The organism is Paraburkholderia sp. FW306-2-2C-D06C, assembly GCF_058781505.1.
The window spans coordinates 32,418-55,766 of sequence record NZ_JBYSWU010000009.1 but is presented as its reverse complement, the minus strand read 5'-3'; the positions used below and the strand labels follow the sequence as shown (position 1 = coordinate 55,766).

Sequence of the window (23,349 nt, the reverse complement as noted above, 5' to 3'; positions counted from 1 at the left end):
CGGAACAAATGACGAATCTGGTAATAGCGGAACACGACAACGCGTCGATCAAGGCCGCGACGCTGAACACGATTGCAGCCGCGCAGAAGATCGGTGGCGATATCCACGTGCTGGTGGCAGGGCACAACGCGCAGGCCGCAGCGGATGCGGCAGCGAAGATTGCAGGCGTGAGCAAAGTGTTGCTGGCCGACGCGCCGCAACTCGAAGCGGGCCTGGCGGAAAACGTCGAAGCGACGGTGCTGAACATCGCGAAGGATTATTCGCACATCCTCGCGCCGGCCACCGCCTACGGCAAGAACATCGCCCCGCGTATCGCCGCGAAGCTCGACGTCGCACAGATCAGCGACATCACCGCAGTGGTTTCCGCCGACACGTTCGAACGCCCGATCTACGCCGGTAACGCGATCGCAACGGTTCAATCGGCTGATCCGATCAAGGTCATCACGGTGCGCACGACGGGTTTCGACGCGGTCGCAGCCGTTGGCGGCAGCGCAACGGTCGAAAAGATCGAAGCCGCGGCAGACGCAGGCATTTCGCAGTTCGTGAGCCGTGAAGTGACGAAGCTGGACCGTCCGGAGCTGACCTCGGCGAAGATCATCGTGTCGGGCGGTCGCGGTCTGGGCAACGGCGAGAACTACGCGAAGGTACTGGAGCCGCTGGCGGACAAGCTCGGTGCAGCGCTGGGCGCCTCGCGCGCTGCGGTCGACGCGGGCTTCGTGCCGAACGACTATCAGGTCGGCCAGACCGGCAAGATCGTCGCGCCGCAACTGTACGTGGCCGTCGGCATCTCGGGCGCGATCCAGCATCTGGCGGGCATGAAAGACTCGAAGGTCATCGTCGCCATCAACAAGGACCCGGAAGCGCCGATTTTCAGCGTTGCCGACTATGGTCTGGAGGGCGATCTGTTCACGGTCGTGCCGGAACTGGCCGTTGCCATCTGATGCAAGCGCATCCCACCTCGCTCTATGAGAACTGAGATGTCAGATTTCAACAGGCCGCAACATCGGTCGTTTCTATTTGTACCAGGTAGCCAGCCAGATCGCTTCGCCAAGGCGTTCGCAAGTGGCGCAGACGCGGTCATTGTCGATCTGGAGGATGCTATTGCACCGGATACCAAGGCACAAGCCCGTCGCGCCGTGGCAGAGTGGGTAAGTCCGGAGCGGCCGGTTCTCATCCGGGTCAACGCACGGAATACGCCGTGGTTTGCCGAAGATGCACAACTGTTAAAGCTGCGTGGTGTCGCAGGCGTGATCTTGCCCAAGGCGGAAAGTGCGTCAGATGTCGTGGCCTTGATTTCAGCGACCCGTACAAAGACTCCCGTATTCCCATTGATCGAAACGGCTCAGGGAATGTGGAATGCGCTGGAAATCGCGAAGGCTCCCTTCGTTCGACAACTGATGTTCGGGACGCTCGATTTTATTGCGGACATGGGGATGGCTTCCGACGGCCACGAACTGGATACCTTCCGCGCACAGTTGGTCATGATTTCGCGGATTGCCGGGATTCTGCCGCCCGTGGACGGCGTGACGCCGAGTATCGACGATTCCGAGCGTCTGACTGCCGAGACGACGAAAGGAAAACGATGGGGTTTCGGCGGAAAGCTGTGCATCCATCCCAGACAGATAGCAGTGGTCAACGCTTGCTATACACCATCCGACTCAGAAATCGCCTGGGCACAACGTGTACTGGATGAATCCGCAAAGGCAAACGGCGCTGCGGTTTCTGTTGACGGAAAAATGGTCGACCGGCCCGTGGTCCTGCACGCGAAGCGTGTCATGAATCTGGCTCACGGGTGACGTCATACCAGTCGGCACTTAACCTTCACGGATACGACATTGAGGTCGTGCTGGTTGCCGGCTGTGTGGGCGATGTCAATGTTTTTTGTTCTGCGCCAGGTCCTCTGATGCTTGATAAGCGCACTTCATAGCCAAAACCCAAAGTCGAACCCGATGACTGATAGCACGATTCTTCAGCAACAGTACGGCCCGCGCGAGTCGATGGAATACGACGTCCCACGTCGAAAAGTCCTTCCGGCGCGCGCTTTATCGAAGTTCTGACCGGAACCTGTGCCTGCGTATTTGGCAGTGCCATATCGACTAAACGAACCGCCGCCGGTTGCTCCCGTCACCTTTGTCTGTCACACCGCCGCAGCGCGAGCAGACGCAGTGTGGCCAGTATGCTCCTGCATTCCAGCACGCGTTGCAGGGTGCGCTAGCGTCGGCGATGATCCACATGGATGTGGCGCGGGTTTGGCATCCAGTCGTTGAGCCAGTCCAGCATCACGATCATGGCCGTGACGATGGTCCCCCTCGCGAGTCTGATCGCTCCGCGTCATCCAACTTCCGCGAAGCTGATTCACCGCTTCAGGGGCTGCTGTGTCGGCTGCATATTCGCAACACCGGTCCTGCTAAAAAGCTGCGACAGTGCGCTACTCACGACACCTGGCGTTTGTGCCGGCGTCGCAATCGGCCGACATATCAGGAATGGCAAGTCAGGCGCCGGATACATGGGGACGCAATTCGCCCTTGCGGTCCTCGTAGTTCTGGTGCCGGATTCGTACGGCAGTCTCAATATCGGCACCGGGCTCGATCGTTTGTTCGGCATCGTGTTCGGGATGCTGTTGCTCAAGCCGGTCAGGCTCACCTTGACGCCGCGTCGCCAGTTTGTTCGAGCGCGAATAATTGCGGACTGAGTGGCAATAAACGGGATTCCATAGGTGTATCCTATGGCGACCCACAATGAGTCGCATTGCTATGGACGTCCGGCAGCTTCGCTATTTCGTCAGTATTGTTGATTACGGCAGCCTCGGAAAAGCGGCTGAGAAGCTTTTCGTCGCTCAGCCCTCGCTCAGCCAGCAAATGGCGCGCCTCGAGGAGGAACTGGGCGTGCCGCTTTTGTTGCGCAGCAACCATGGCGTCACGCCGACGTCTGCCGGAGACGCCATGTATCGTCACGCGCGGCTCGTCTTGCGCCAGATGGAGCAGCTCAAACAGGAGGTAACCAAAGGCGCCGGTGCCGAGTCCGGCACGGTGGCGGTGGGTCTTCCCACGACCATGGCGTCAGTGTTGGCGGTGCCGCTATTCGAGCGGATTCAGGCAATCTTTCCGGGGATCAGGCTGCAGTTCTTCGAGAGCATGAGCGGCTACCTCAACGAGCTGCTAGCCAACGGCCGCCTGGATCTCGCCATTCTGTTTCGCGAGTCCGACACGCCGGGGATTACAGCTATGCCCGTGCTCGATGAGGCACTGTATCTGCTGGGTGAACCCGGCGGTGAAGTATCGGCCCGGTCAACCACGTGTGCGCTCGCCAGGCTTTCGGGCGTGCCGCTTGTGGCGCCGGGGGTAACCAATGGACTGCGTCTGCTGCTTGAGCGTACCTTTTCGCGCGAAAACGTCGATCTGAATATCATCGCCGACATCGATTCGTTGCCGACGCTGATAGCGATTGCCCATTCGGGAAAGGCCTGCACGATTCTGCCTGCCTCGGCCGTCGCGCAATGGGATTCAGCCCGCCTGCCCAGGATGCGGCGCATCGTCGAGCCGGGCATCGAGCGTCCGGCGAGCATCTGCTGGCCGAACGGCTTGCCTCTTCATTCCGCGACGCTGGCGGTGCGTCAGACAATGATCGAAATCATTTCAGAGCAGGTCGCGCAGGAAATGTGGAGGGGAGTGACCCTGCGCGATATCCGTTGAATGCATCGGACGGACCTAGATCGTCACCGGACCTCGCGCAGTACATCAATGATGGTTCCGTCGCGATACTGCTGTAATGCAACGACGCGTGAATCGCCGTCCGCGCAAGAACGTAGCCCAAAGTGCCACATGCGTTGGGACCACCGACGCCGTTAAGGTTGCCGTAGTCATCGGCTGTAGGGTTGTCCATCCTATGATTTGCGCGGCCCTTGCGCGGAAGTGACGGCGTTTCATACGACCCGTCACACGCAAGGACCCGGCATACGCCTAGTGCGTCAATGGCTCCGTGTGCGACGGCGTTGCATCACTGGCGCCAGGCGCAATGTCCTCGAGCGAGTGACGGCTCGTTTCGATCCGCAACAGGGTGATCGCCAGACACAGGACGGCGAATACGATGCTCACCATCGCAATCACGCCCGAGACGCCAAAATGCTCGTAGAGCAACAGCGCCAGATACGGCGTGGCGATCGATGCCACGCGTCCGCAGGTTCCCGCCACGCCGGTTCCGCGAAGCCGAACTTCGGTCGGAAAGAGCTCCGGGATGAAGCCGAACAACCCCAGTGTGGTAATCGTATAAATCGTCGTGACGAGGCAAAAGCCGACAAAGATGATCGCAGTCGTATCGCGAAGATTGACGTAGATCCAGCCGAGCACGATGCTGATCAGCGCGGCGGCGACGATGCCTTTTGCACGGCCGATGCGGTCCGCGGTGAGGTAGCCAACCAGGCCGCCGACCGGCGAGCCGATGGACATGAGCAGAACGAAGCCGAGCGACTTGACGATCGACAGGCCCTCGGCCACGAAGAACGTAGGGAGCCATGCGATGAAGCCGTACAGGCCGATATTCACGGCAATCGCGGTCAATGCCGCCACGCACGTTCTGCCACGCATGCCCGGCACAAACAGCGCGCTAAACGGCGTGACGCCCACATGCAGATCGACCACGCGCTGAACGGGCGGCAGCTTGCCGACCTGTGCTTCGACTTCCCGCTCGATGCTGGATAGCGTTGCTTCGGCTTCGTCGAGTTTGCCGACCGATTCCAACCAGCGCGGCGATTCGGGCATCCTGTGGCGCAGAAACCAGACGACGAGCGCTCCGACGCCCGCGATCGCGAACATGTAGCGCCAGCCGAGATTCGGAATGATCCAGTACCCTGCCGCCAGCGCGGCGAATAACCCGCTATTGATGATGATGGCAAGCAACGAAACCCATTTTCCGCGCGTGGCTGGTGGGACGAATTCGGCGAGTGTGCCCGCCGCGACGACCAGTTCAGCACCCAAACCGATGCCCATAATGAATCGCAAGACGATCAGCCATTCGATATTCGGTGCAAAGCACGCTGCGATCGACGCGAGCCCGAAGATCCCGAGATTGAGCTGGTATGAATAGCGTCGGCCCAGTTTGTCTCCGATATAACCCGCAGCAAACGCGCCGATCATCATGCCGACGAACGTTGCGGAGACGAACATCGCCCCATGCCGCAGGTCCGTGAATCCCTCTTTCACCATCGCCGCAACGGAGCCGTTGGCGAGATAAATATCGAATGCGTCGAGAAATGCGCCACCCGCTATCAGTCCGAGAATTTTCCAGTGGAAGCGGGAAATGGGTAAGCGGTCCAGGCGGCCAGCGGCATTGACCGTGTGTGACATGTTTGTCTCCTGCTATTTAGTGACTCGTGACGGCTGTCACGAGGAAGTGCTTCGCTTTGAGTGCGAAGTCTGCTTGTCAGGCGAGAAAGCCGGTCTTCGGCTCAGATTGCGCCGAGTTCGCGCATCGCATGAATCTGCGAATCGTCGAAACCCAGCTCATGCAAGATGGACTCGGAGTGTTGGCCGAGTGCGGGCACATCGCCCATGAGCGGTTCTTCGGAAGGGGCCACACCGGGTGGGTAGAGTGCCGGAATCTCTCCTGCCGGCGTCTGAACTTTTGTCCATCTCCCGCGGGCTGCCAGTTGCTCGTGGTCCCAGACCGCCTGCATGTCGTTCATGCGCGCGTTGGCGATACCTGCCGCGTCGAGTCGCTCGATGACTTGTGCCGTGCTCAGCGATGCGAAGGCCGCCAGAATGACTTCCGTGAGTTCGTCGCGGTTCTTCGCACGGCGACTGTTGGTGCCGAAGCGCTCGTCGGTTTGCAGTTGCGGTTGCTGGATCACCGTCTCACAGAAGCTCTTCCACTCGCGCTCGTTTTGCAGGCCCAGCATGACTGTCTTCCCGTCGCCGGCCTTGAACGGACCGTACGGAAATATCGTTGCGTGCGAGGCGCCCGCCTGTTTGGGTGCGCTCTGACCGTCGATGGCGTAGTAAAGCGGATAGCTCATCCATTCGACCATGCTCTCGAGCATCGAGATATCGATGTGCTTGCCGCGTCCGGTCCGGCCACGCTCGAGGAGGGCGGCGAGAATGTTGGTATAGCCATACATGCCCGCCGCGATGTCAGCGATCGAACAGCCGGCTTTGGCGGGCTGATTTTCGGAGCCGGTGATGCTCAGAAAACCGGATTCGCTTTGAATCAGCAGATCGTAGGCCTTCTTGTCACGGAACGGCCCGTTCAGGCCATAACCCGAGATGTCGCAGACGATCAGTAGCGGATACTGTTTGCTCAGCGCGTCGTAGTCCAGACCGAGGCGCTGTGTTGCGCCTGGTGCCAGGTTCTGAACGAACACATCGGCGTCAGCGAGAAGCTTGTGCACGACATCGATCGCCTGGGTCTGTTTGACGTCGAGCGTGATACTTTCCTTGGATCGATTCGTCCAGACGAAGTGCGAGGCGAGACCGGACACCCGTTCATCGTAGTTGCGAGCGAAGTCGCCCGTACCGGGGCGCTCGATCTTGATGACGCGCGCACCGAGGTCCGCGAGTTGCCGGGTGCAAAACGGCGCGGCGATAGCGTGTTCAAACGTGACGACCTTGATTCCTTCGAGCGGGTGCATGATGGATCTCCCCGGTTAGAACGAGCGGGGCAGGCCGAGAATATGCTCGGCCACGTACGACAGAATCAGATTGGTCGAGATGGGGGCTACCTGGTAGAGACGCGTTTCGCGGAATTTGCGCTCGACGTCGTACTCGGAGGCGAACCCGAAGCCACCATGGAATTGCAGGCAGGCATTCGCGGCTTCCCAAGAGGCGTCGGCCGCAAGCAGCTTGGCCATGTTCGCCTGGGCACCGCAGTGCTGATGCGCGTCGAACAGTTCGCAGGCCTTGTAGCGCATCAGGCTTGCTGCTTCGACGTTGACGAGGGCGCGCGCAATCGGGAACTGCACACCCTGGTTCTGGCCGATCGGACGCCCGAACACCACGCGATCCTTCACGTACTGCGACACCTTGTCGATGAACCAGTAGCCATCGCCGATACACTCGGCGGCGATCAGTGTTCGCTCGGCGTTCAGGCCGTCCAGAATGTACTTGAAGCCTTTGCCTTCCTCGCCGATCAGATTTTCGGCGGGGATTTCCAGGTTGTCGAAAAACAGCTCGTTGGTCTCATGATTCACCATGTTGGGAATCGGACGGACGGACATGCCATTGCCGATTGCTTCGCGCAGATCGACGATGAAGATCGACATGCCCTCGCTCTTCTTTTTCACATCGGCGAGCGGCGTCGTGCGGGCCAGCAGAATCATCAGATCGGAGTGCTGGATGCGTGAGATCCAGACTTTCTGTCCGTTGACGACGTAGCGATCGCCCCTGTGCTCAGCCGTCGTTTTGATTTTCGTCGTATCGGTGCCGGTGGTCGGCTCGGTGACGCCCATGGACTGCAGACGCAACTCGCCCGACGCAATCCTGGGCAGGTAGTGCTGCTTCTGCTCGGCTGATCCGTGGCGAAGCAGCGTTCCCATGTTGTACATCTGTCCGTGACACGCGCCGGAGTTGCCACCCGACCGGTTGATTTCTTCCATGATTACCGATGCTTCGGTCAGGCCCAGACCCGAGCCGCCATATTCCTGAGGAATCAACGCGGCAAGCCAACCGGCTTTCGTCAATGCGTCGACGAACGCTTCGGGGTAGGTGCGTTCTTCGTCGATCTTGCGGAAGTATTCTGCAGGAAACTGTTGGCACAGATCACGCACCGCTTCCCGAATGTCCTGATACGGATCCGTTGAGATGTTGATCATGGTATGGGTTTCTTCCTGGCTATATGGATGTATGGTGTATCAGGCGAGCGTGGCGCGGGCGGACATCGTGAGCCACCCTTCGTGATCTTTCGACCAGAGCTCGACGGTCTTTCCGTCTGGAGAGGGGTGTGCGCAGAGGTTCAACGCATTGCCCAGGAAACTTGGCCGTACTGCCTTGAAGGAAAACTCGAGTACGGTGGCCCGTGGCTCATTCCTGCGAAGCAGGTCCATAAGCAGCGTTGCGATGAGCGGGCCATGAACGACGAGGTTTGGGTAGCCCTCGACCTCGGTCGCATAGGGTTTGTCGTAGTGAATGCGGTGTCCGATGAAAGCCAGCGCCGAGTAGCGGAACAGCAGCACTTCTGTCGGCATCACCTGCCGGTGCCAAAGTTCATCGGACGGTGCAGCCGCAGGTGGCGGAGTGGTCGCGCCAGGCGTCGCGGGCTCGCGGTAGACAATGTCCTGCTCTTCGTGGATTGCCAGAGCACCGCCGGCACGTACCTCGTGCCTCACGGTGACGAATGCAAGCTTGCCGCTGCGGCCTGCCTTTTCACTCACGTTGACGATGGTCGAGTCGCGTGTGATGGAACTGCCGACCGCCAGGGGCGCATGGAAGCGCAACCGTCCGCCGGCCCACATGCGTCGCGGCAGCCCAAGGTCGGGCAGAAAGCCGCCTTTGACTGGATGTCCGTCTGTCGCAATCTGTGATTGCTGCACCGTGGGCCGGAAAAAAATCCAGTGCCACAGATGCGGGAGAGAATCTCCGGCGCGCGGCGCTGCATCGTAGTCAAGTGTTGCGCCGAGCGCAGCGACCGATGTTTGCGCGACGAAGTCAATCGCGCTTTCCGTGCGGGTTGTCGGCGGGTCGATGTTATCGGTCATGCTCGTCTCCGTCACTGGCTGCGCCAGCAAATATTTGTCCGGTGTGTGGACTTTATTTGAAGGCGTTTCGTGGCGGAAATACGAGTTTCATGTGCGGGGCATAGGGGGAACCTATTCCCGGCCGCTTGCCGGGCGACGCGCGGATAAGATGAAATCCCCGGGGAAGATGGATGGCTATCGAGTCGGTCGATCAACGTCGATGCCACTGCCAAGCCATCGCGCGGCAGTCCACTTGCCACGCTGAACAGCATCGCTCATCTGGTCAACGAGCAGGTCGACGACGCACCGCACCGCGGCGGGTACCCTGCGCGTGTTCGGCAGTGCAAGCACGATCTTGCGCAGCAGGTTGGCGTCCGACAGAGGCGCGGCGCTCAACAGTCCACGTGCGACATCGTCCACGATCGCAATGCTCGGCAAGATCGTGACGCCCAACCCGCCCAACACCAGCCCCTTCTGCACGCTCATGGCGTTGGTTTCGGCCGCGATCGACAGTTCGATGCCTGCTGAAGCGCAGGTCTGTTCGACGAGGCTGCGTATGCCGTGCGGCGCGTTAGGCAGAATCAGCGGCTCGCCAGCTACCTCCCGCAACTCGACGGGAGATGCCGCGTTAAAGCCTGCCTCCGGTCGCCCGACCACCCACAGACGTTCCTCGAGAAGCGGCTGCACCTGCAGGGTAGGGGAGGGTTTCGGGTCGTACAGCAATGCTGCGTCGACCTCGCCGAGTTCAAGCCAGTTCTGCAAATGACCGGTGTAACCCATCGAGATTCGCAGCCTGATGGCCGGATAGGCCCTGGCGACCCTGGCCACCAGGTCGCTTGCCAGCAAATCGCACGTGCTGGGAAGCAGTCCGATCGTCACGATACCGGCTACGCCCGCGGCAGGTTGCACTTCGGAGCGCGCCCGGTCCAGCTCGGCCAACGCCCGGCGCGCATATTCGACGAAGATTTCGCCGGATTCCGTGAGCTCCATGCCATATCGGCCGCGCGAGAACAACGCGGTGCCCACATCCTCCTCGAGCAGACGAAGCTGCCTGGAAACGGCAGGCTGCACGATGTGCAGCAGGGCTGCTGCCTTCGTGACGCTTCCGGTCTCCGCGATCGTCACCAGTGCGCGCAATTGCTTGATGTCCACGTTTCCCCCGTCAATGCCGAAATCACATACAGGAATCACAAAATTCTATTTATCAGGCTATCACATCACGATCTAAGATTCCTGAATTCCCCTGTCTTCGGAGACGAACAAATGAGTACAGATGCGCCCCAGGCGCCGGCGTGGCAACAGGAAATCTTCGACGTCCTTAAAGCCGGCAACGTCAGGCAGGTCGCCTACGTTCCCGACGCCGGCCATTCGCATGTGATCAGAAAAGTGATCGCCGACCCCGACATCCATGACGTGGTTCTGACCACGGAGGAAGAGGGCGTCGCGGTCACGAGCGGCGCCTGGCTGGGCGGGCAGCGCGCTGTCCTGCTCATGCAGAGCAGCGGTGTCGGTAACTGCGTGAACATGTTTTCGTTGTTGCAAAGCTGCCGTTTTCCCTTTTTTACGCTGGTCACAATGCGCGGAGAGTACGCGGAGTTCAATCCGTGGCAGGGGCCGATGGGGAAGAAGACGCAAGCCGCGCTCGAGCTCATGGGTATTACCGTGTTTCGCGCGGACGACCCCGAGTCGGTGGGCGAAATCGTGAGCGCAGGTTTCGATGCGGCTTTCGAAGCCGGCGAACAGGTCGCCGTTCTGCTGTCGCAAAGCCTGATTGGTCGTAAGAAATGGGAGAGAAAGTAATGGTCAAGGTTACTAGCCACGCTGGCATCGACCGTCGCGAGTTCGTCGCGGCCTTGCTCAAGGCGGTGCCCGACGCGCTGGTCGTCACGGGCCTCGGTTCCGCTTCATATGACGTGTTTGCCGCCGGCGACCGCCCCGAGAATTTCTACCTTTGGGGCGCCATGGGCGGCGCTGCCTCGCTCGGGCTGGGTCTCGCGCTGGCGCAGCCCGAGAAACCCGTCCTCGTGATCACGGGCGACGGAGAACAACTGATGGGTGTCGGCAGTCTCGGGACCATCGGCGCGCGACAGCCACGCAACCTCTCGATCGTCGTGCTCGACAACGGTCATTTCGGCGAGACCGGAATGCAGCGTAGCCACACGAGCCTGGGCACCGACCTCGTGGCCGTTGCGAAGGGCTTTGGCATCGAGGATGCGTTTTCAGTCGAGACGCAAGGCGGTGTGGCGCAGGTGGCCGAACGCGCGTTGTCGCGCAGCGGACCTGTGCTGGTCAATGTGCATATCGCCGCGAATGAACCACCGCGCGCGCTGCCGCCACGAGATGGCGTGTACGTCAAGAACCGCTTCCGAGAAGCGCTTGGATTCGCGCCGTTCTGAGGTCAGCCTGCGTAGCGCTATCCGGCACTGCGTCCCCGGCTCGATTCACCGGATCACTGTAAAGAGATATTGATGGAACGCTATCGTCTGTATATCGACGGCAAGAACTGCGACCCCGAGGGGGGCCAGTGGTTTCCGAGCGAGAGTCCGTTCACCGGTGAGGCGTGGGCCGAAGTCGCACGCGGCAACGCGGCCGACGTGGAGCGCGCCGTCAGCGCCGCTCACCGCGCCTTCGTGTCCGGTCCATGGCCGGACCTCAGTGCGAGCGCGCGCGGACTGCTTCTGCATCGGTTCGCCGACCGGATCGCAGCGGACGCATCACGCCTTGCCGCGATAGAGGTTCGTGACAACGGGAAGCTTTATGCCGAGATGCATGCCCAGTTGAGTTATCTGCCGCAATGGTTCCGATACTACGGTGGGTTGGCCGACAAGATCCAGGGCGATGTCATCCCGCTCGACAAAAAGGGCTACTTCAACTACACACGGCAGGAGCCGCTGGGTGTCGTCGCGATCATTACGCCGTGGAACTCGCCATTGATGCTGCTCGCGTGGAAGCTCGCGCCGGCTCTCGCCGCGGGTTGCACGGTCGTCATCAAGCCCTCCGAGTTCACTTCGGCTTCGACGCTGGAACTCGTGCAACTGCTCGACGAGGTCGGTTTCCCGCCTGGCGTGGTCAACGTCGTGACGGGCTTTGGCAACGAGGTCGGTAGCGAGCTGGTCGGTCACCCGCTGGTCAGGAAGATCACGTTCACAGGCGCTGACGCGACGGGGCGGCGGATCAACGAACAGGCCGCGCGAGACTTCAAACACGTCAGTCTCGAACTGGGCGGCAAGTCACCGAATATCGTGTTCGACGACGCCAATATCGATGACGCCGTGAATGGTGCGGTCGCCGGCATCTTCGCAGCGACGGGTCAAACCTGTATCGCGGGTTCCCGGCTGCTCGTGCAGGACGGCATCTATGACACAGTGGTCAGCCGTGTGGTGGAACTCGCAAAAACCGCACGAATGGGCGATCCGATGGAGGCCAGTACGCAGGTTGGACCGATCACGACGCGCCCGCAGTACGACAAGGTCCTGAACTACATCGATATTGCACACGCTGAAGGTGCGACGCTCGCGCTTGGCGGTCATCCTGCAGGCCGACCGGAGTGCGGAAAAGGTTGGTTCATCGAGCCGACTATTTTCACGAATGTCGACAACAAGATGCGAATCGCTCAGGAAGAGGTGTTTGGGCCGGTTCTTTCGGTGATCCACTTCCGGGATGAAGAGCACGCAGTCGAGATTGCCAACGACGTGCGCTTCGGGCTGGGCGCCGGCGTTTGGACCCGCGACATCGGGCGGGCGTTTCGCATGGCTGAGCGAATCCAGTCCGGCACGGTCTGGGTCAACACCTATCGCGCGGTCAGCTACATGTCGCCGTTCGGTGGGTACAAGGATTCCGGTCTCGGTCGTGAAAATGGTGTCGATGCCATCAGAGACTACCTTCAGACAAAGAGCGTCTGGATTAATACGGGTGCTTCAACCGGAAATCCGTTTGTGATCCGGTAATCCTGTGCACTTGTCGGTCACGATCAAAGTCGCGACCGACGTGCTGGATCTCACGCCAGAGCTACAAGAAAAATGCGGCATCAGACCGCAAATGGCTAGGCATACTAATGGAGACATCATGAAAGTCGAAGCACTTGGCAGTGGTGCCATGTCGAGCAATAGCGAAACCCGGCGCTGCATCATGGCCATCGTGGGCGCGTCATCGGGAAATCTGGTCGAGTGGTTCGACTTCTTCGTCTATTCGTTTTGCTCCATCTACTTTGCGCACGCATTTTTCCCAAGCGGAAATACGAGCACACAGCTTCTGAATACCGCGGGCGTGTTTGCCACAGGCTTCCTGATGCGCCCTGTTGGCGGATGGATATTTGGCCGCATTGCGGACAAATATGGCCGTCGTTCGTCGATGATCATTTCCGTTCTTATGATGTGTGCCGGCTCGTTGGTGATCGCAGCGCTTCCCACCTATGCCACCATTGGCGCCGGGGCGCCGGCGCTTCTACTCGTGGCACGTTGCTTCCAGGGCCTGTCAGTCGGTGGCGAATATGGGACGAGTGCAACCTACATGAGCGAAGTGGCGGTGGCTGGAAGAAGGGGATTCTTCGCCTCGTTCCAGTACGTGACCGTGATCGGCGGACAGGTGTTGGCGCTGATCGTCGTCGTGATTCTCCAACAGATACTGTCTACTGAAGAACTACGCGCCTGGGGATGGCGTGTGCCGTTCGCCATCGGTGCAGTCGCAGCGCTGGTATCGCTGTATCTGCGCCGGTCACTCGAAGAAACCTCGACGAGTGCGACACGGTCACGCTCCGACGCCGGGACGCTGCGTGGTTTGCTCACTCACAAACGTGCGATCGCTACCGTTGTGGGCTTTACGGCGGGTGGCTCGCTTGCGTTTTATACCTTTACGACCTACATGCAGAAATACCTGGTCAATACTGCGGGCATGCATCCCAAGACCGCCAGTGCAGTGATGACCACCGCCTTGATCGTCTACATGCTGATGCAGCCGGCCTTCGGCGCGCTCTCTGATCGTATCGGTCGACGGATGTCGATGATCCTGTTCGGCGTGTTGGCGACGATTGGCACCGTGCCGTTGCTGTATGCGCTGAAAGAGGTGACGAACCCGTACGCGGCGTTCGCTTTGGTGATCATCGCTCTTGCGATCGTCAGTCTCTACACTTCAATCAGCGGCCTCATCAAGGCTGAGATGTTTCCACCGGAGGTGCGCGCACTCGGCGTCGGTCTGTCGTATGCCATTGCCAACGCTATTTTCGGAGGATCCGCGGAGTATGTTGCCCTTTGGCTCAAGTCTGTGGGCAGCGAGCCCGCTTTCTACTGGTATGTGACCGCGCTTTGCCTGATTGCGGGAGTTGTTTCATGGCGCATGAGAGACCCAGCAACGGCCGGATATCTGCGAGATGGAAGGTAGTGGGTAAGAACCTACGTCGTTTTTAGCCTTCCAGACGACATGGCTGCTATATGACATTCAATTCAACCACATCAACTCAACGACTGCTATTCCCGGGCCCCGCCGGGAATATCGAGGTCTTCCTCGATGAACCACATGGGGTTGTCACTGGTGTCGCGTACTTGATTCCATTCAAGTGAAAAACACGTAAACGTGCCACTGAGGACTGCGGCTTTGATCCGTGGCATTGGGCCAGGATTGCCCGAGACCTGTGGCTGGTGTAACGGTTTGTGCGAACGCGGCGGACGTCATGCCGATCGCCATGCATCCAGCCAGTGCGAGCTTGCGTGAAAGGCTTCCGTGAGTGCAGGACATGCGCTTCTCCTTCTTGGTGAAATGGTAGTTGCCTACCGGGAGCGCAGACTGTACCAGGGGGCATGTTGAGGCTGATATCACTCGTCGCGGTATGCTCATTGCCAACGACGGCGAAGCGCGATGCCGAGCGTCATGCTTCACGTTCGCTACACATTTTTTGCGAACCGATACCGCTTTCGCTCAATCTCAATGTTGGGCAAAGGCGGCTTCGAGTTCCTCGATGTGTTGCGCGAAGACAGCGGGGCGGCGTTGTCGAAAAGTATCGAGGTTCGTGAGCTTCCAGCGCAGCGCGGGCAGTTCGGCGACATGGGGAACGGCGAGGAGGGACCAGTCCGGCTCACCACGTGCCAGACCAAGCAGGAATTGCCGTTGCGCAGGTGTGACGCGCGCCGGCAGTTCCTGGCGCAATCGCTGGCGGGTTTCCAGCAACGTGTCCAGGCTGCAAGGCATTTCGGTCATGCCCACAAAGCCGCTGTCGTAGTCCCGCGTGATGTTCTTGTCGCGGTCGAACAGCACTTCATGGATGGGGCGGTTATGGCCCGACAGATACACGACGAAGCACTCGATCATACCTTCCGTCAGCCCGCCCGATTGATAAAGCTGCCAGACGTCGAAGAGATCGCGCGGGTGCTGTCGATCGAGGGCCGCGACGAGTTTGCCGCCATAGAGTTCATCGGGCGCGAGCATGGGCAACGCCAGTTCTGCTGCGAATTGCTCCGTCGTTCGGGCGCACAACGCACGACGTTCGATAGGCAAGACGGTGCCGCGAAAGACTGTGTTGACCTCGATCTTGAGCTGGCTGGTTTCGTTCTCGATGAGGAGCTTGGTATCGCTGAGGTCCTTGCTGCCGACAAGGCGGGTGCGCAGCCCCAGGGGAGCCAGTCGTTGTCCGATGGCGGCCAGTTCCTGCTGGATAGCCGCGAGCGCTTCGTCGCGCGGTGTCTGCCGGGGTATGTAGACGACATCGATATCGACGGACAGGCGCGGCATGTTCTGTACGAACAGGTTGAGGGCCGTGCCGCCCTTCATCGCGAAGAGGTCGTTGGCAAAGACCTCCGGTGCAATGCGCAGCAGCAGCCGGACGGTATCGGCGAAGAATTTATCCATGTGGTTTCAGTACGAGCAACGTGCCATCGGGAAGACGGCTCATCCAGCGCCGATGGCTGCCGGTGGGGAGCTGGAACTGCGCAAGCAAAGCATCGACATCGAGCAGGTTGGTCTCGCGCGCCCAGGTCAGACACAGACGAACGGTTTTCACGCTGGTGCAGCAGGCGAGCAACTGGCCGAAGAGTTCCTTGCGCGGACTGCGCAGACCTTCGAACACCGCGTGAGCGTCGTCGAGTCCTTCGCGGACACCCACGTCGTACAGCAACTCGAGTACGGCGCGTTCGGGGACGGCGACCTGGACGCCGTCCGGTACATCCGGTGGCGTAGTAAGTGTTCGGGCGGCAAGGGATGGATCGGGCCAGTCGAATAGACGGGCGTGCACATAGCGCGCGGGAAAGCGGCTGGTGAACCAGGAGGGCAGCACGAAACGCTCATCGCCCCACAGCACCAGGGGCTCGCGCCGGCCGAGCTGGTGTCGCACCCCATGCCAGGAGAGGGCGGTCTTGCTGCCGACGTGCAGGCCGGGCACACGCTGCTGCAGGAACCGGAGCGTGGCGTGGAGATGGAAATCGTCGTTGGGAAAGGCATACACGCCGGATGCCAGTCGCACCAGCCAGCCGCTGCTCACGTAGCGGGCGGCAAGCTGGGTCGACACGCCAAGCTGGTTCAGCGTGGCGAGATCGAAGGGCGCACCGCGGGGCAGGTCTGTCTGCAGGCGCTTGATTAGCTGATGTCGGGGAAATCGCTCCATGAGCGAATTCTACGACACATTCTAATCGCGCGGGCGTCGTTTGATTGGAAATTGACGGATAAATCAAATGAAAGTATATTTTTAACGCTAAATCTAATCGCCGAGCGGTAGCCGTTGCCGTTCCCGTTCATGACCTAAGATGAAACGGCTGGCCCCGAGTAAGGCGGAACGACCCCAGTACCTGGAGGGACACCACCATGACGGCCACATCGAGACCATCCTGGGCTCACCGGTTTGGCGAGGGGGGCGGGCATGCATGGCGCTGGCTGGCGCGGCAGGATCGTCGCGCTGCGGCATACGATATCCACGAGAATGAACCGTTGGTCCAGACATGGGGTGCTGGATGGCGCGTTCACGTCGATTCACTCCGACAGCGTGAACGATGCGCGGCGGGGCGACGCTGCTCAGCCCGGGCAGTCGAGCATCCACTGCACGCCGAAGCGATCGGTCAGCTTGCCGAAGTACTCGCCCCAGGGCTGGATGCCGAGCGTCGTCGTCACGGTGCCGCCGTCCGCCAGCGCGTGGAACAGCCGGCCGGTCTCGTCGCGCCTGTCCATCACGAGCAGATGCGCTGATCCGCGCATCGGCTCGGCGTCGTGATTGTCGGACGCATGGAAGAGCACGCCCGGCCCCTCGAAGCGCGCATGCATGATCTTGCCGTGCAGTGCGTCGGTGGGCGCTGGCACGCCGTCAACGTCGTAGCGCCGCATCTCGGTCACGTGCCCAAGCCCGCATCGCGCGTAGAAAGCCAGCGCCTGCTCGCAGGTCGTCGTGAAGAAAAGGTAGTTGGACAACATCATCGTTGCTGCTCCTTCCGCTCCATTGGAATGCCCGGATGTCCGCCCATCGCGCGCATCCGGGCGACAAGGTCCGTGCCGCCAGCGCAATCGGGCCACTGGTGCGCCGTTCAGCGCGCGGCGGCCGCGCCAATCATGTCGATCAACTCTGCGTTGCCGTAGCTGCGTCCCGCGATCCCCCAGGCACCATCGGCCGCGTACACCACGTTGACCCAGATGCGGTCCCGCGTCAGCCGTCCGCCTGCCGCCTGCTCAACTACCTCCGTCGCGCGCGCGATGAAGCGCCGCTTCGCCTCCGGCGTCGCGAGCGCCATGCTGGGAAGCTTGAGTTCGACGAACGCCGCCGCGCCCGCCTTGCCGCCCGCAAAGACCCGCTCGCGCGGCAACACGTTCAGTGTGCCGATCACGTTCGGCACCATGAACGCATTGCCGTCCAGCTGTTCGACCTCAAGAAACATGCATCGCGCATCGAATCACCATCCGGGAGCCTGCGGAAAGCGACCGATGAACGAACCCTTTTTGCCCGAGTGCGTGCGAGCGCCGTACTCAAAAACTGACTAAACCGCCTTGTCTATCAATTGTATGAGGTAAAGCAGCTACCCCTCTCAAAGCTGTAGCGAAAATGCCAGCTTTTCACGCCACTGACTGCAACGAAGAGAAACAAGGCGTCGCGGTCCTTGAGGGTGTATTCCTTGGCCGATGGCTTGGCGGCTTCGACCTGTTTGGCTGTCAGCGCGCATGGCGATCCTAGTACATTGGGTTAGCTCGAACTTTCAATGTACTGGTTACTGTACTGCATGGGTGGTGGCTTGGAGGGGAAGGTGCTGGACGTCAGAAAACAAAAAAGCCCGCAGAGGCGGGCTTTTCAGGGGTGTTTCTGGAACATCTTGGAACTTGCTGAACCTACTAATGGTGCCCAGGAGAGGACTCGAACCTCCACGATGTTGCCACCGCTAGGACCTGAACCTAGTGCGTCTACCAATTCCGCCACCTGGGCACGTTTTCAAGCTAGACCGCTATTTTAACGGGATGATGCAGTGTGTCAATCCCTACTTGCAACATCGCTTCATCGAACCGTTCGGCTGTCGGACAGCGAAGCAAGCTCGCCAATCATCCACGACCGTCCTGCAAACTCATGATCCGAATATCAATCAATCCGATCACGAGCCTTCACACAAAAAGTAAAGCCGCCCGAAGGCGGCTTTACTTTTGAATCTGGTGCCCAAGAGAGGACTCGAACCTCCACAGTGTTGCCACCGCTAGGACCTGAACCTAGTGCGTCTACCAATTTCGCCACCTGGGCAGGTGATGAACAGCAAAGAACGCCATTATAGCGACAGATTCAGGGCTGTCAAGCGTTTCTCAAAACCCGCTTAAACAGCGCGGCAGCCAGACTGCACGCGGCTCGCGGCAACTATTGACGCGCCGCGTGGCGCGCTAGACGGGTGTTAGAATGCCTCGCAGTAGTTCGTTGGCACGGTGCACACGCCCGTCGGACTCAGACTTGAACGAGCCAGACCCGAGCAGTCATTCCAGTGCAATCGCAAGTGCAACTTGAGCGCAACCCAAGCGCTTCTTAAGCCGAGTCACATCGCCGACCGACGTCCATGCAACGAGAAAAAATCATCGACAAGCCCTTGAGCAAATTTCCGTATCCGATTCCAAGCCGCGAAGAAATCCTGGGCGTTTTGCGCACGAGTGAAGCGCCGCTTGCCGCGAACGACATCGCCGAAGCCTTGTCGATCAAGCGCCAGGAGCGCGAAGGATTTTTCAAGCGCCTCGGCGCCATGGAGCGCGACGGCCAGATCCGGCTCGATCAGCGCAATCTCTATCAGTTGACCCATCCGTCGAACTTCGTCGCCGGCCGTGTGCAAGGCCATCGCGACGGCTACGGTTTTCTCGTGCGCGACGACGGCCAGGACGATCTGTTTCTGCCCACCGGCGAGATGCAGAAGGTCATGCACAACGACCGCGTGCTCGCGCGCATTGTCGGCTATGACCGGCGCGGGCGTCCGGAAGGGCACATCGTCGAGGTCACGGATCGCGCCAACAAGCGTGTGATCGGGCGGCTGCTCAACGAGAACGGCGCGCTGATCGTCGCGCCGGAAGACAAGCGCATCGGCCACGACATTCTGATCACGCAGAACACCAAGAAAGCCAAGGTCGGCCAGGTGGTGGTGGTCGAGCTGACTGATTTCCCGAGCCGCCATTCGCAGCCGCTCGGCCGCGTGGTGGAAGTGCTCGGCGATATCGACGACCCCGGCATGGAAATCGAAATCGCGGTGCGCAAGTACGGCGTGCCGCACGAATTCGGCCAGGCCGCGCTCGATGAAGCCGCCAGGCTGCCCGACGAAGTCCGTCCGGTCGACGCGCGTCATCGCATCGACCTGCGCGACGTGCCGCTCGTCACGATCGACGGCGAAGACGCCCGCGACTTCGACGACGCCGTGTACTGCGAGCCGATTCAGGTGGGCCGCGGCGAAGGCTTCCGCCTGATCGTCGCGATCGCGGATGTCTCGCACTACGTGCACCCGAAAAGCGCGCTCGATGCCGACGCGATCGAACGCAGCACCTCGGTCTATTTCCCGCGCCGCGTGATTCCGATGCTGCCGGAGAAGCTGTCGAACGGGTTGTGCTCGCTGAACCCGAATGTCGACCGTTGCGTGCTGGTGTGCGACATGATCGTCACCGCGCGCGGCGAAGTGAAGGGGTATCAGTTCTATCCGGGCGTGATGCACTCGGTGGCGCGGCTGACCTATACGGAAGTGGCCGCGGTGCTGAAGAACACCAAGGGCCCCGAAGCCGCGCGCCGCGCCGCCTTGCTGCCGCAGTTGCAGAATCTGTACGGCGTGTACAAGTCGCTGTTCGCCGCGCGCCAGAAGCGCGGTGCGATCGACTTCGATACCACGGAAACCTACATCGTCTGCAATGCGCAGGGCAAGATCGAGCAGATCGTGCCGCGCACCCGCAACGACGCGCACAAGCTGATCGAGGAGTGCATGCTGGCGGCGAACGTCTGCGCGGCCGACTTCCTCAAGCGTCATAAGCATCCGGGTCTGTACCGCGTGCATGCCGGGCCGACCGCCGAAAAGCTCGAAAACCTGCGCACTTTCCTGCGCGGCATGGGCCTGTCGCTCGGCGGCGGCGACGCGCCGCACGCGAGCGATTACGCCGCGCTGATGGCGCAGATCCGCGAACGGCCCGACGCGCAGATGATGCAGACCATGCTGCTGCGCTCGATGCAGCAAGCCGTCTATAGCCCGGACAACATCGGCCACTTCGGTCTCGCGTATGAGGCGTATGCGCACTTCACGAGCCCGATTCGCCGCTATCCTGACCTGCTGACGCACCGCGCGATCTACGCGATCCTGCAAGGCCGCAAGTATCAGCCGGAAGCGCCGCACGGCGTCGAGTTGAATACGGCGCTCTCGCCGCGAGCCCGCGCGATGCAGCAGGCCGACGAAGAAAAGCGCGGCCGTGCCCGTGCGAACAACGTTGCGATCTGGGAAGAACTCGGTCTGCATTGCTCGGCCAACGAGCGGCGCGCCGACGAAGCATCGCGCGACGTCGAAGCGTGGCTCAAGTGCTATTTCATGCGCGACAAGCTCGGCGAAGAGTATGGCGGGATGGTGAGCGGCGTGACGTCGTTCGGCATTTTCGTGCAGCTCGACGCGCTGTTCATCGAAGGCCTCGTGCACGTTACCGAACTGGGCTCGGACTACTTCCAGTACGACGAGATCAAGAACGAGCTGCGCGGCGAGCGCACCGGCATTCGTTATCGTCTGTCGGATCGTGTGCGGGTGCAGGTGAGCCGCGTCGATCTCGATGCACGCAAGATCGACTTCCGCCTCGTGCGCGATACGCCGATCAAGTCGCCGACAGGTCGTCCGGCGCCGGCCGACAAAGTTTCCGGCGAGAACGGCGGCGCGCGCGTGCGTCCGTTGCCGCCGGTTGACGGCATGGCGGGTGGCGCGGCCGGCGCGAGCGGGCGGCGCAAGAAGGCCGCACCGGCGCAGACCGCGGCTGTCAAGGAAGCGCGCGCCGCGCGCGGCGCAGCGAAAAAGCATGGCGGCGCAACGGCCAAATCGGCGTCGAAACCGCAGTCGCGCAAGAAGCGCTGAAGCCGCAGGGTGGTTGAACCGCGCGCATCGGGTACGTCGGCATGTACCGGTTGCGCGCGGTCTGCATTTCGTCTTGCCCCGCGTCGTACCGGGTTCGTACTCGGGCCGCATTCAGCTGGCATTCGGGTTGCACTCAAAGTCGTATTCATCACAGCAGCGCGCATGAAAGGCGCGCTCAATCAAAGGTTGTTTCAGTCATGGCACGTCTCAAGGTTCTATACGGTTTCCACGCAGTGACCGCGCGTATGCGGCACGACGCGTCGACGGTCGAAGAGGTTTATTACGACCAGACGCGCAAAGACCGTCGCATGACCGAATTCCTGCACGCGGCGAAGGAAGCCGGCGTGCGTCTGATCGCCGCCGATGAAACGCGTCTGTGGGGCCTCGCGCATACCGAGCGCCACCAGGGCGTGGTCGCACGCGCGAGCGACATGCCGCTCGCGCAGAACCTGGCCGAACTGCTCGACGGCATCAACGGTTCGCCGTTGATTCTCGTGCTGGACGGCGTGACCGATCCGCATAATCTGGGCGCCTGCTTGCGCGTCGCCGATGCCGCCGGCGCGCACGCGGTGATCGCGCCGCGCGATCGCGCGGTGGGTTTGAACGCGACGGCCGCCAAGGTGGCGAGCGGCGCGGCCGATACGGTGCCTTACATCACCGTCACGAATCTGGCGCGCTCTCTGCGCGAATTGAAGGAAGCGGGCGTGTGGGTGGTCGGCACGGCCGGCGAGGCGACCCAGAGCCTCTACGAGACGGAACTGGACGGTCCGGTCGCTCTCGTGATGGGTGCCGAAGGCGAGGGCATGCGGCGCCTCACGCGCGATACCTGCGACGTGGTCATGCAGATTCCGATGGCCGGTACGGTCGAGAGCCTGAACGTCTCCGTGGCGAGCGGCGTGTGCCTGTTCGAAGCGGTGCGTCAGCGGTCCGTCAAGAAGTAGACTGAAGAGGCGTCGAGCCGGCTTCGGCGCAAAGCCGCGGGTTCGACGCCCCCATCTCCCATCAACCGCCAGTACCAGGCTGCCTCGCCGCTTCGCCGCGCATCTGCCCGATAAATCCGGCGCCCGCATGCCACTCCGGTAAACTTGGCGTTTTTACTGCTCGCCTGCCTTTCCCATGACTCAAGACGAACTCAAGCAACTGGTCGGCCAGGCCGCCGCCGACTACGTGAACGCCAACGTGCCCGAAGGCGCGGTGATCGGCGTCGGCACCGGCTCCACCGCGAACTGTTTCATCGACGCGCTGGCCGTCGACAAGACCCGTTATCGCGGCGCGGTGTCGAGCTCGCTCGCCACCGCCGCGCGCCTGCAATCGCATGGCTTCAAGGTGCTCGACCTGAACGAAATCGATTCGCTGCCGGTATACGTGGACGGCGCCGACGAAATCGACCGCAGCGGCGCGATGATCAAGGGCGGCGGCGGCGCGCTGACGCGCGAGAAAGTCGTCGCGTCGGTGTCGGACGTGTTCGTCTGCATCGCCGATGCCAGCAAGCTGGTCGACACGCTCGGCAACTTCCCGCTGCCGATCGAAGTCGTGCCGATGGCGCGCACCGCGATCGGCCGCCGCGTCACGGCGCTCGGCGGCGTGCCGGTGGTGCGCGTCACGAAAGAAGGCGTGCCGTTCATCACCGACAACGGCAACGAGATTCTCGACGTCAAAGGTCTGCGGATCAGCGATCCGCGCACGCTGGAAATGCACATCAACGCATGGCCGGGCGTGGTGACGGTGGGTCTCTTCGCCGGCCGCGGCGCGGATCTGTGCCTGCTCGGCACCGATACCGGCGTCGAGACGATCGAGTACCGCAAGGGTTAAGCAAGACCACCCTTATGCAGCCGCGCGCCTGAACTGGTTTTAGCGCGCGGCCTGTGCGATGGCCTGCGTCATCCGTTGCAGATACTGCTCGACCGAAAACTCGTGTTGCGCATCGGCGAGCGCCTGCTTCGCGAGGCGCTGCGCCAGTGCCGGCTCGGCGCGCAACGCGCCGGTTGCAACAGCGCGAATTCAGTGCCGCCGAGCTGGCCGCTCTGATCGACGAATAGCACGCTCGGCATCGCGAGCGCTGTGGATGCCACGGGTGTTGACGGTGTCGCGGGCGTATCGGGCAAGGCTGGCTGAACGAGCGGCAATGAATGGGTGAGCGGAGAGACGTCGATCGTCGGTCGAATAGGAAGGCGAATTAAT

At 61.1% G+C, this 23,349-nt stretch carries 22 protein-coding genes and 2 tRNA genes; 11 read left to right on the top strand and 13 right to left on the bottom strand.

Annotation, left to right across the window (positions count from 1 at the left end; all coding sequences use genetic code 11):
• Positions 1–8: 8 nt before the first annotated feature.
• The 4 genes from AC3WLT_RS09250 (at position 9) to AC3WLT_RS09235 (ending at position 3,692) form a co-directional block, all read left to right on the top strand.
• Positions 9–941 carry an electron transfer flavoprotein subunit alpha/FixB family protein gene (locus tag AC3WLT_RS09250; RefSeq protein ID WP_492591577.1) on the top strand — a complete coding sequence of 311 codons (933 nt, stop codon included), beginning with the start codon at positions 9–11 and terminating at the stop codon, positions 939–941.
• A gap of 36 nt (positions 942–977) precedes the next feature.
• Positions 978–1,796 carry an HpcH/HpaI aldolase/citrate lyase family protein gene (locus AC3WLT_RS09245; RefSeq protein WP_492591576.1) on the top strand — a complete coding sequence of 273 codons (819 nt, stop codon included), beginning with the start codon at positions 978–980 and terminating at the stop codon, positions 1,794–1,796.
• Between the two features lie 710 nt (positions 1,797–2,506).
• Positions 2,507–2,692 (top strand): hypothetical protein, encoded by a 186-nt coding sequence (locus AC3WLT_RS09240; protein WP_492591575.1) that lies wholly within the window; start codon positions 2,507–2,509, stop codon positions 2,690–2,692.
• Positions 2,693–2,753: 61 nt separating this feature from the next.
• Positions 2,754–3,692: a LysR substrate-binding domain-containing protein gene (locus tag AC3WLT_RS09235; RefSeq protein WP_492591675.1), complete on the top strand. Its 939-nt coding sequence runs from the start codon at positions 2,754–2,756 to the stop codon at positions 3,690–3,692.
• Positions 3,693–3,959: 267 nt separating this feature from the next.
• Here AC3WLT_RS09235 and AC3WLT_RS09230 read toward each other — a convergent pair whose 3' ends face one another.
• From AC3WLT_RS09230 to AC3WLT_RS09210, 5 genes are all read right to left on the bottom strand, one after another.
• Positions 3,960–5,342, bottom strand: a complete 1,383-nt coding sequence (locus AC3WLT_RS09230) for an MFS transporter (protein ID WP_492591574.1) — start codon at positions 5,340–5,342, stop codon at positions 3,960–3,962.
• Between the two features lie 101 nt (positions 5,343–5,443).
• The gene (locus AC3WLT_RS09225; RefSeq protein WP_492591573.1) at positions 5,444–6,622 is read right to left on the bottom strand and encodes a CaiB/BaiF CoA transferase family protein; all 1,179 of its coding nucleotides are present in this window, start codon (positions 6,620–6,622) and stop codon (positions 5,444–5,446) included.
• Positions 6,623–6,637: 15 nt separating this feature from the next.
• The gene (locus tag AC3WLT_RS09220) at positions 6,638–7,801 is read right to left on the bottom strand and encodes an acyl-CoA dehydrogenase family protein (RefSeq protein WP_492591572.1); all 1,164 of its coding nucleotides are present in this window, start codon (positions 7,799–7,801) and stop codon (positions 6,638–6,640) included.
• Between the two features lie 39 nt (positions 7,802–7,840).
• A complete protein-coding gene (locus AC3WLT_RS09215; protein ID WP_492591571.1) occupies positions 7,841–8,683 on the bottom strand; it encodes an HTD2 family dehydratase in 843 nt (280 codons plus the stop codon).
• A 174-nt stretch (positions 8,684–8,857) separates the two neighbouring features.
• Positions 8,858–9,814, bottom strand: coding sequence for a LysR family transcriptional regulator (locus AC3WLT_RS09210; protein ID WP_492591570.1), 957 nt, complete (start codon positions 9,812–9,814; stop codon positions 8,858–8,860).
• Between the two features lie 111 nt (positions 9,815–9,925).
• On the opposite strand from AC3WLT_RS09210, the gene AC3WLT_RS09205 reads away from it, so the two are divergent.
• The 4 genes from AC3WLT_RS09205 to AC3WLT_RS09190 all read left to right on the top strand — a co-directional run bounded on the left by AC3WLT_RS09205 (position 9,926) and on the right by AC3WLT_RS09190 (position 14,038).
• On the top strand, positions 9,926–10,462 hold the full coding sequence (locus AC3WLT_RS09205; RefSeq protein WP_492591674.1) for a phosphonopyruvate decarboxylase: 537 nt from the start codon (positions 9,926–9,928) through the stop codon (positions 10,460–10,462).
• On the top strand, positions 10,462–11,058 hold the full coding sequence (locus AC3WLT_RS09200; RefSeq protein WP_492591569.1) for a thiamine pyrophosphate-dependent enzyme: 597 nt from the start codon (positions 10,462–10,464) through the stop codon (positions 11,056–11,058). The genes AC3WLT_RS09205 and AC3WLT_RS09200 overlap by 1 nt, the downstream gene beginning before the upstream one ends.
• A 72-nt stretch (positions 11,059–11,130) precedes the next feature.
• On the top strand, positions 11,131–12,609 hold the full coding sequence (locus AC3WLT_RS09195) for an aldehyde dehydrogenase (RefSeq protein WP_492591568.1): 1,479 nt from the start codon (positions 11,131–11,133) through the stop codon (positions 12,607–12,609).
• 148 nt (positions 12,610–12,757) lie between these two features.
• Positions 12,758–14,038, top strand: a complete 1,281-nt coding sequence (locus AC3WLT_RS09190) for an MFS family transporter (RefSeq protein ID WP_492591673.1) — start codon at positions 12,758–12,760, stop codon at positions 14,036–14,038.
• A gap of 540 nt (positions 14,039–14,578) precedes the next feature.
• On the opposite strand, the gene AC3WLT_RS09185 is transcribed toward AC3WLT_RS09190, so the two are convergent.
• The 7 genes from AC3WLT_RS09185 to AC3WLT_RS09155 form a co-directional block, all read right to left on the bottom strand.
• Positions 14,579–15,499 (bottom strand): nucleotidyl transferase AbiEii/AbiGii toxin family protein, encoded by a 921-nt coding sequence (locus AC3WLT_RS09185; protein ID WP_492591567.1) that lies wholly within the window; start codon positions 15,497–15,499, stop codon positions 14,579–14,581.
• A complete protein-coding gene (locus AC3WLT_RS09180; RefSeq protein WP_492591566.1) occupies positions 15,492–16,250 on the bottom strand; it encodes a type IV toxin-antitoxin system AbiEi family antitoxin domain-containing protein in 759 nt (252 codons plus the stop codon). The genes AC3WLT_RS09185 and AC3WLT_RS09180 overlap by 8 nt, the downstream gene beginning before the upstream one ends.
• 404 nt (positions 16,251–16,654) lie before the next feature.
• Positions 16,655–17,050 carry a VOC family protein gene (locus tag AC3WLT_RS09175; protein WP_492591565.1) on the bottom strand — a complete coding sequence of 132 codons (396 nt, stop codon included), beginning with the start codon at positions 17,048–17,050 and terminating at the stop codon, positions 16,655–16,657.
• A 107-nt stretch (positions 17,051–17,157) separates the two neighbouring features.
• Positions 17,158–17,505, bottom strand: a complete 348-nt coding sequence (locus tag AC3WLT_RS09170; RefSeq protein ID WP_492591564.1) for a tautomerase family protein — start codon at positions 17,503–17,505, stop codon at positions 17,158–17,160.
• A gap of 116 nt (positions 17,506–17,621) precedes the next feature.
• On the bottom strand, positions 17,622–17,780 hold the full coding sequence (locus tag AC3WLT_RS09165) for an Arm DNA-binding domain-containing protein (RefSeq protein ID WP_492591672.1): 159 nt from the start codon (positions 17,778–17,780) through the stop codon (positions 17,622–17,624).
• A gap of 177 nt (positions 17,781–17,957) precedes the next feature.
• A tRNA-Leu gene (locus AC3WLT_RS09160) sits at positions 17,958–18,044 on the bottom strand.
• Positions 18,045–18,263: 219 nt separating this feature from the next.
• Positions 18,264–18,350, bottom strand: a tRNA-Leu gene (locus AC3WLT_RS09155).
• A gap of 304 nt (positions 18,351–18,654) precedes the next feature.
• Here AC3WLT_RS09155 and rnr point away from each other — a divergent pair.
• From rnr to rpiA, 3 genes are all read left to right on the top strand, one after another.
• Positions 18,655–21,168, top strand: a complete 2,514-nt coding sequence (rnr, locus tag AC3WLT_RS09150; RefSeq protein WP_492591563.1) for a ribonuclease R — start codon at positions 18,655–18,657, stop codon at positions 21,166–21,168.
• A gap of 197 nt (positions 21,169–21,365) precedes the next feature.
• Positions 21,366–22,109, top strand: a complete 744-nt coding sequence (gene rlmB, locus AC3WLT_RS09145; protein WP_492591562.1) for a 23S rRNA (guanosine(2251)-2'-O)-methyltransferase RlmB — start codon at positions 21,366–21,368, stop codon at positions 22,107–22,109.
• 175 nt (positions 22,110–22,284) lie between these two features.
• Positions 22,285–22,980, top strand: coding sequence for a ribose-5-phosphate isomerase RpiA (gene rpiA / locus AC3WLT_RS09140; protein WP_492591561.1), 696 nt, complete (start codon positions 22,285–22,287; stop codon positions 22,978–22,980).
• 39 nt (positions 22,981–23,019) lie between these two features.
• Here the strand turns inward: rpiA and AC3WLT_RS09135 are convergent, their stop codons facing one another.
• Complete coding sequence (locus tag AC3WLT_RS09135; RefSeq protein WP_492591560.1) at positions 23,020–23,145, bottom strand: hypothetical protein; 126 nt, start codon at positions 23,143–23,145, stop codon at positions 23,020–23,022.
• Positions 23,146–23,349: the final 204 nt, after the last annotated feature.

Coding starts and splice junctions, on each gene's coding strand:
- AC3WLT_RS09250 (WP_492591577.1), top strand. CDS start 9: ATGACGAATCTGGTAATAGCGGAACACGACAACGCGTCGATCAAGGCC.
- AC3WLT_RS09245 (WP_492591576.1), top strand. CDS start 978: ATGTCAGATTTCAACAGGCCGCAACATCGGTCGTTTCTATTTGTACCA.
- AC3WLT_RS09240 (WP_492591575.1), top strand. CDS start 2,507: ATGGGGACGCAATTCGCCCTTGCGGTCCTCGTAGTTCTGGTGCCGGAT.
- AC3WLT_RS09235 (WP_492591675.1), top strand. CDS start 2,754: ATGGACGTCCGGCAGCTTCGCTATTTCGTCAGTATTGTTGATTACGGC.
- AC3WLT_RS09230 (WP_492591574.1), bottom strand. CDS start 5,342: ATGTCACACACGGTCAATGCCGCTGGCCGCCTGGACCGCTTACCCATT.
- AC3WLT_RS09225 (WP_492591573.1), bottom strand. CDS start 6,622: ATGCACCCGCTCGAAGGAATCAAGGTCGTCACGTTTGAACACGCTATC.
- AC3WLT_RS09220 (WP_492591572.1), bottom strand. CDS start 7,801: ATGATCAACATCTCAACGGATCCGTATCAGGACATTCGGGAAGCGGTG.
- AC3WLT_RS09215 (WP_492591571.1), bottom strand. CDS start 8,683: ATGACCGATAACATCGACCCGCCGACAACCCGCACGGAAAGCGCGATT.
- AC3WLT_RS09205 (WP_492591674.1), top strand. CDS start 9,926: ATGAGTACAGATGCGCCCCAGGCGCCGGCGTGGCAACAGGAAATCTTC.
- AC3WLT_RS09200 (WP_492591569.1), top strand. CDS start 10,462: ATGGTCAAGGTTACTAGCCACGCTGGCATCGACCGTCGCGAGTTCGTC.
- AC3WLT_RS09195 (WP_492591568.1), top strand. CDS start 11,131: ATGGAACGCTATCGTCTGTATATCGACGGCAAGAACTGCGACCCCGAG.
- AC3WLT_RS09190 (WP_492591673.1), top strand. CDS start 12,758: ATGTCGAGCAATAGCGAAACCCGGCGCTGCATCATGGCCATCGTGGGC.
- AC3WLT_RS09185 (WP_492591567.1), bottom strand. CDS start 15,499: ATGGATAAATTCTTCGCCGATACCGTCCGGCTGCTGCTGCGCATTGCA.
- AC3WLT_RS09180 (WP_492591566.1), bottom strand. CDS start 16,250: ATGGAGCGATTTCCCCGACATCAGCTAATCAAGCGCCTGCAGACAGAC.
- AC3WLT_RS09175 (WP_492591565.1), bottom strand. CDS start 17,050: ATGATGTTGTCCAACTACCTTTTCTTCACGACGACCTGCGAGCAGGCG.
- AC3WLT_RS09170 (WP_492591564.1), bottom strand. CDS start 17,505: ATGTTTCTTGAGGTCGAACAGCTGGACGGCAATGCGTTCATGGTGCCG.
- rnr (WP_492591563.1), top strand. CDS start 18,655: ATGCAACGAGAAAAAATCATCGACAAGCCCTTGAGCAAATTTCCGTAT.
- rlmB (WP_492591562.1), top strand. CDS start 21,366: ATGGCACGTCTCAAGGTTCTATACGGTTTCCACGCAGTGACCGCGCGT.
- rpiA (WP_492591561.1), top strand. CDS start 22,285: ATGACTCAAGACGAACTCAAGCAACTGGTCGGCCAGGCCGCCGCCGAC.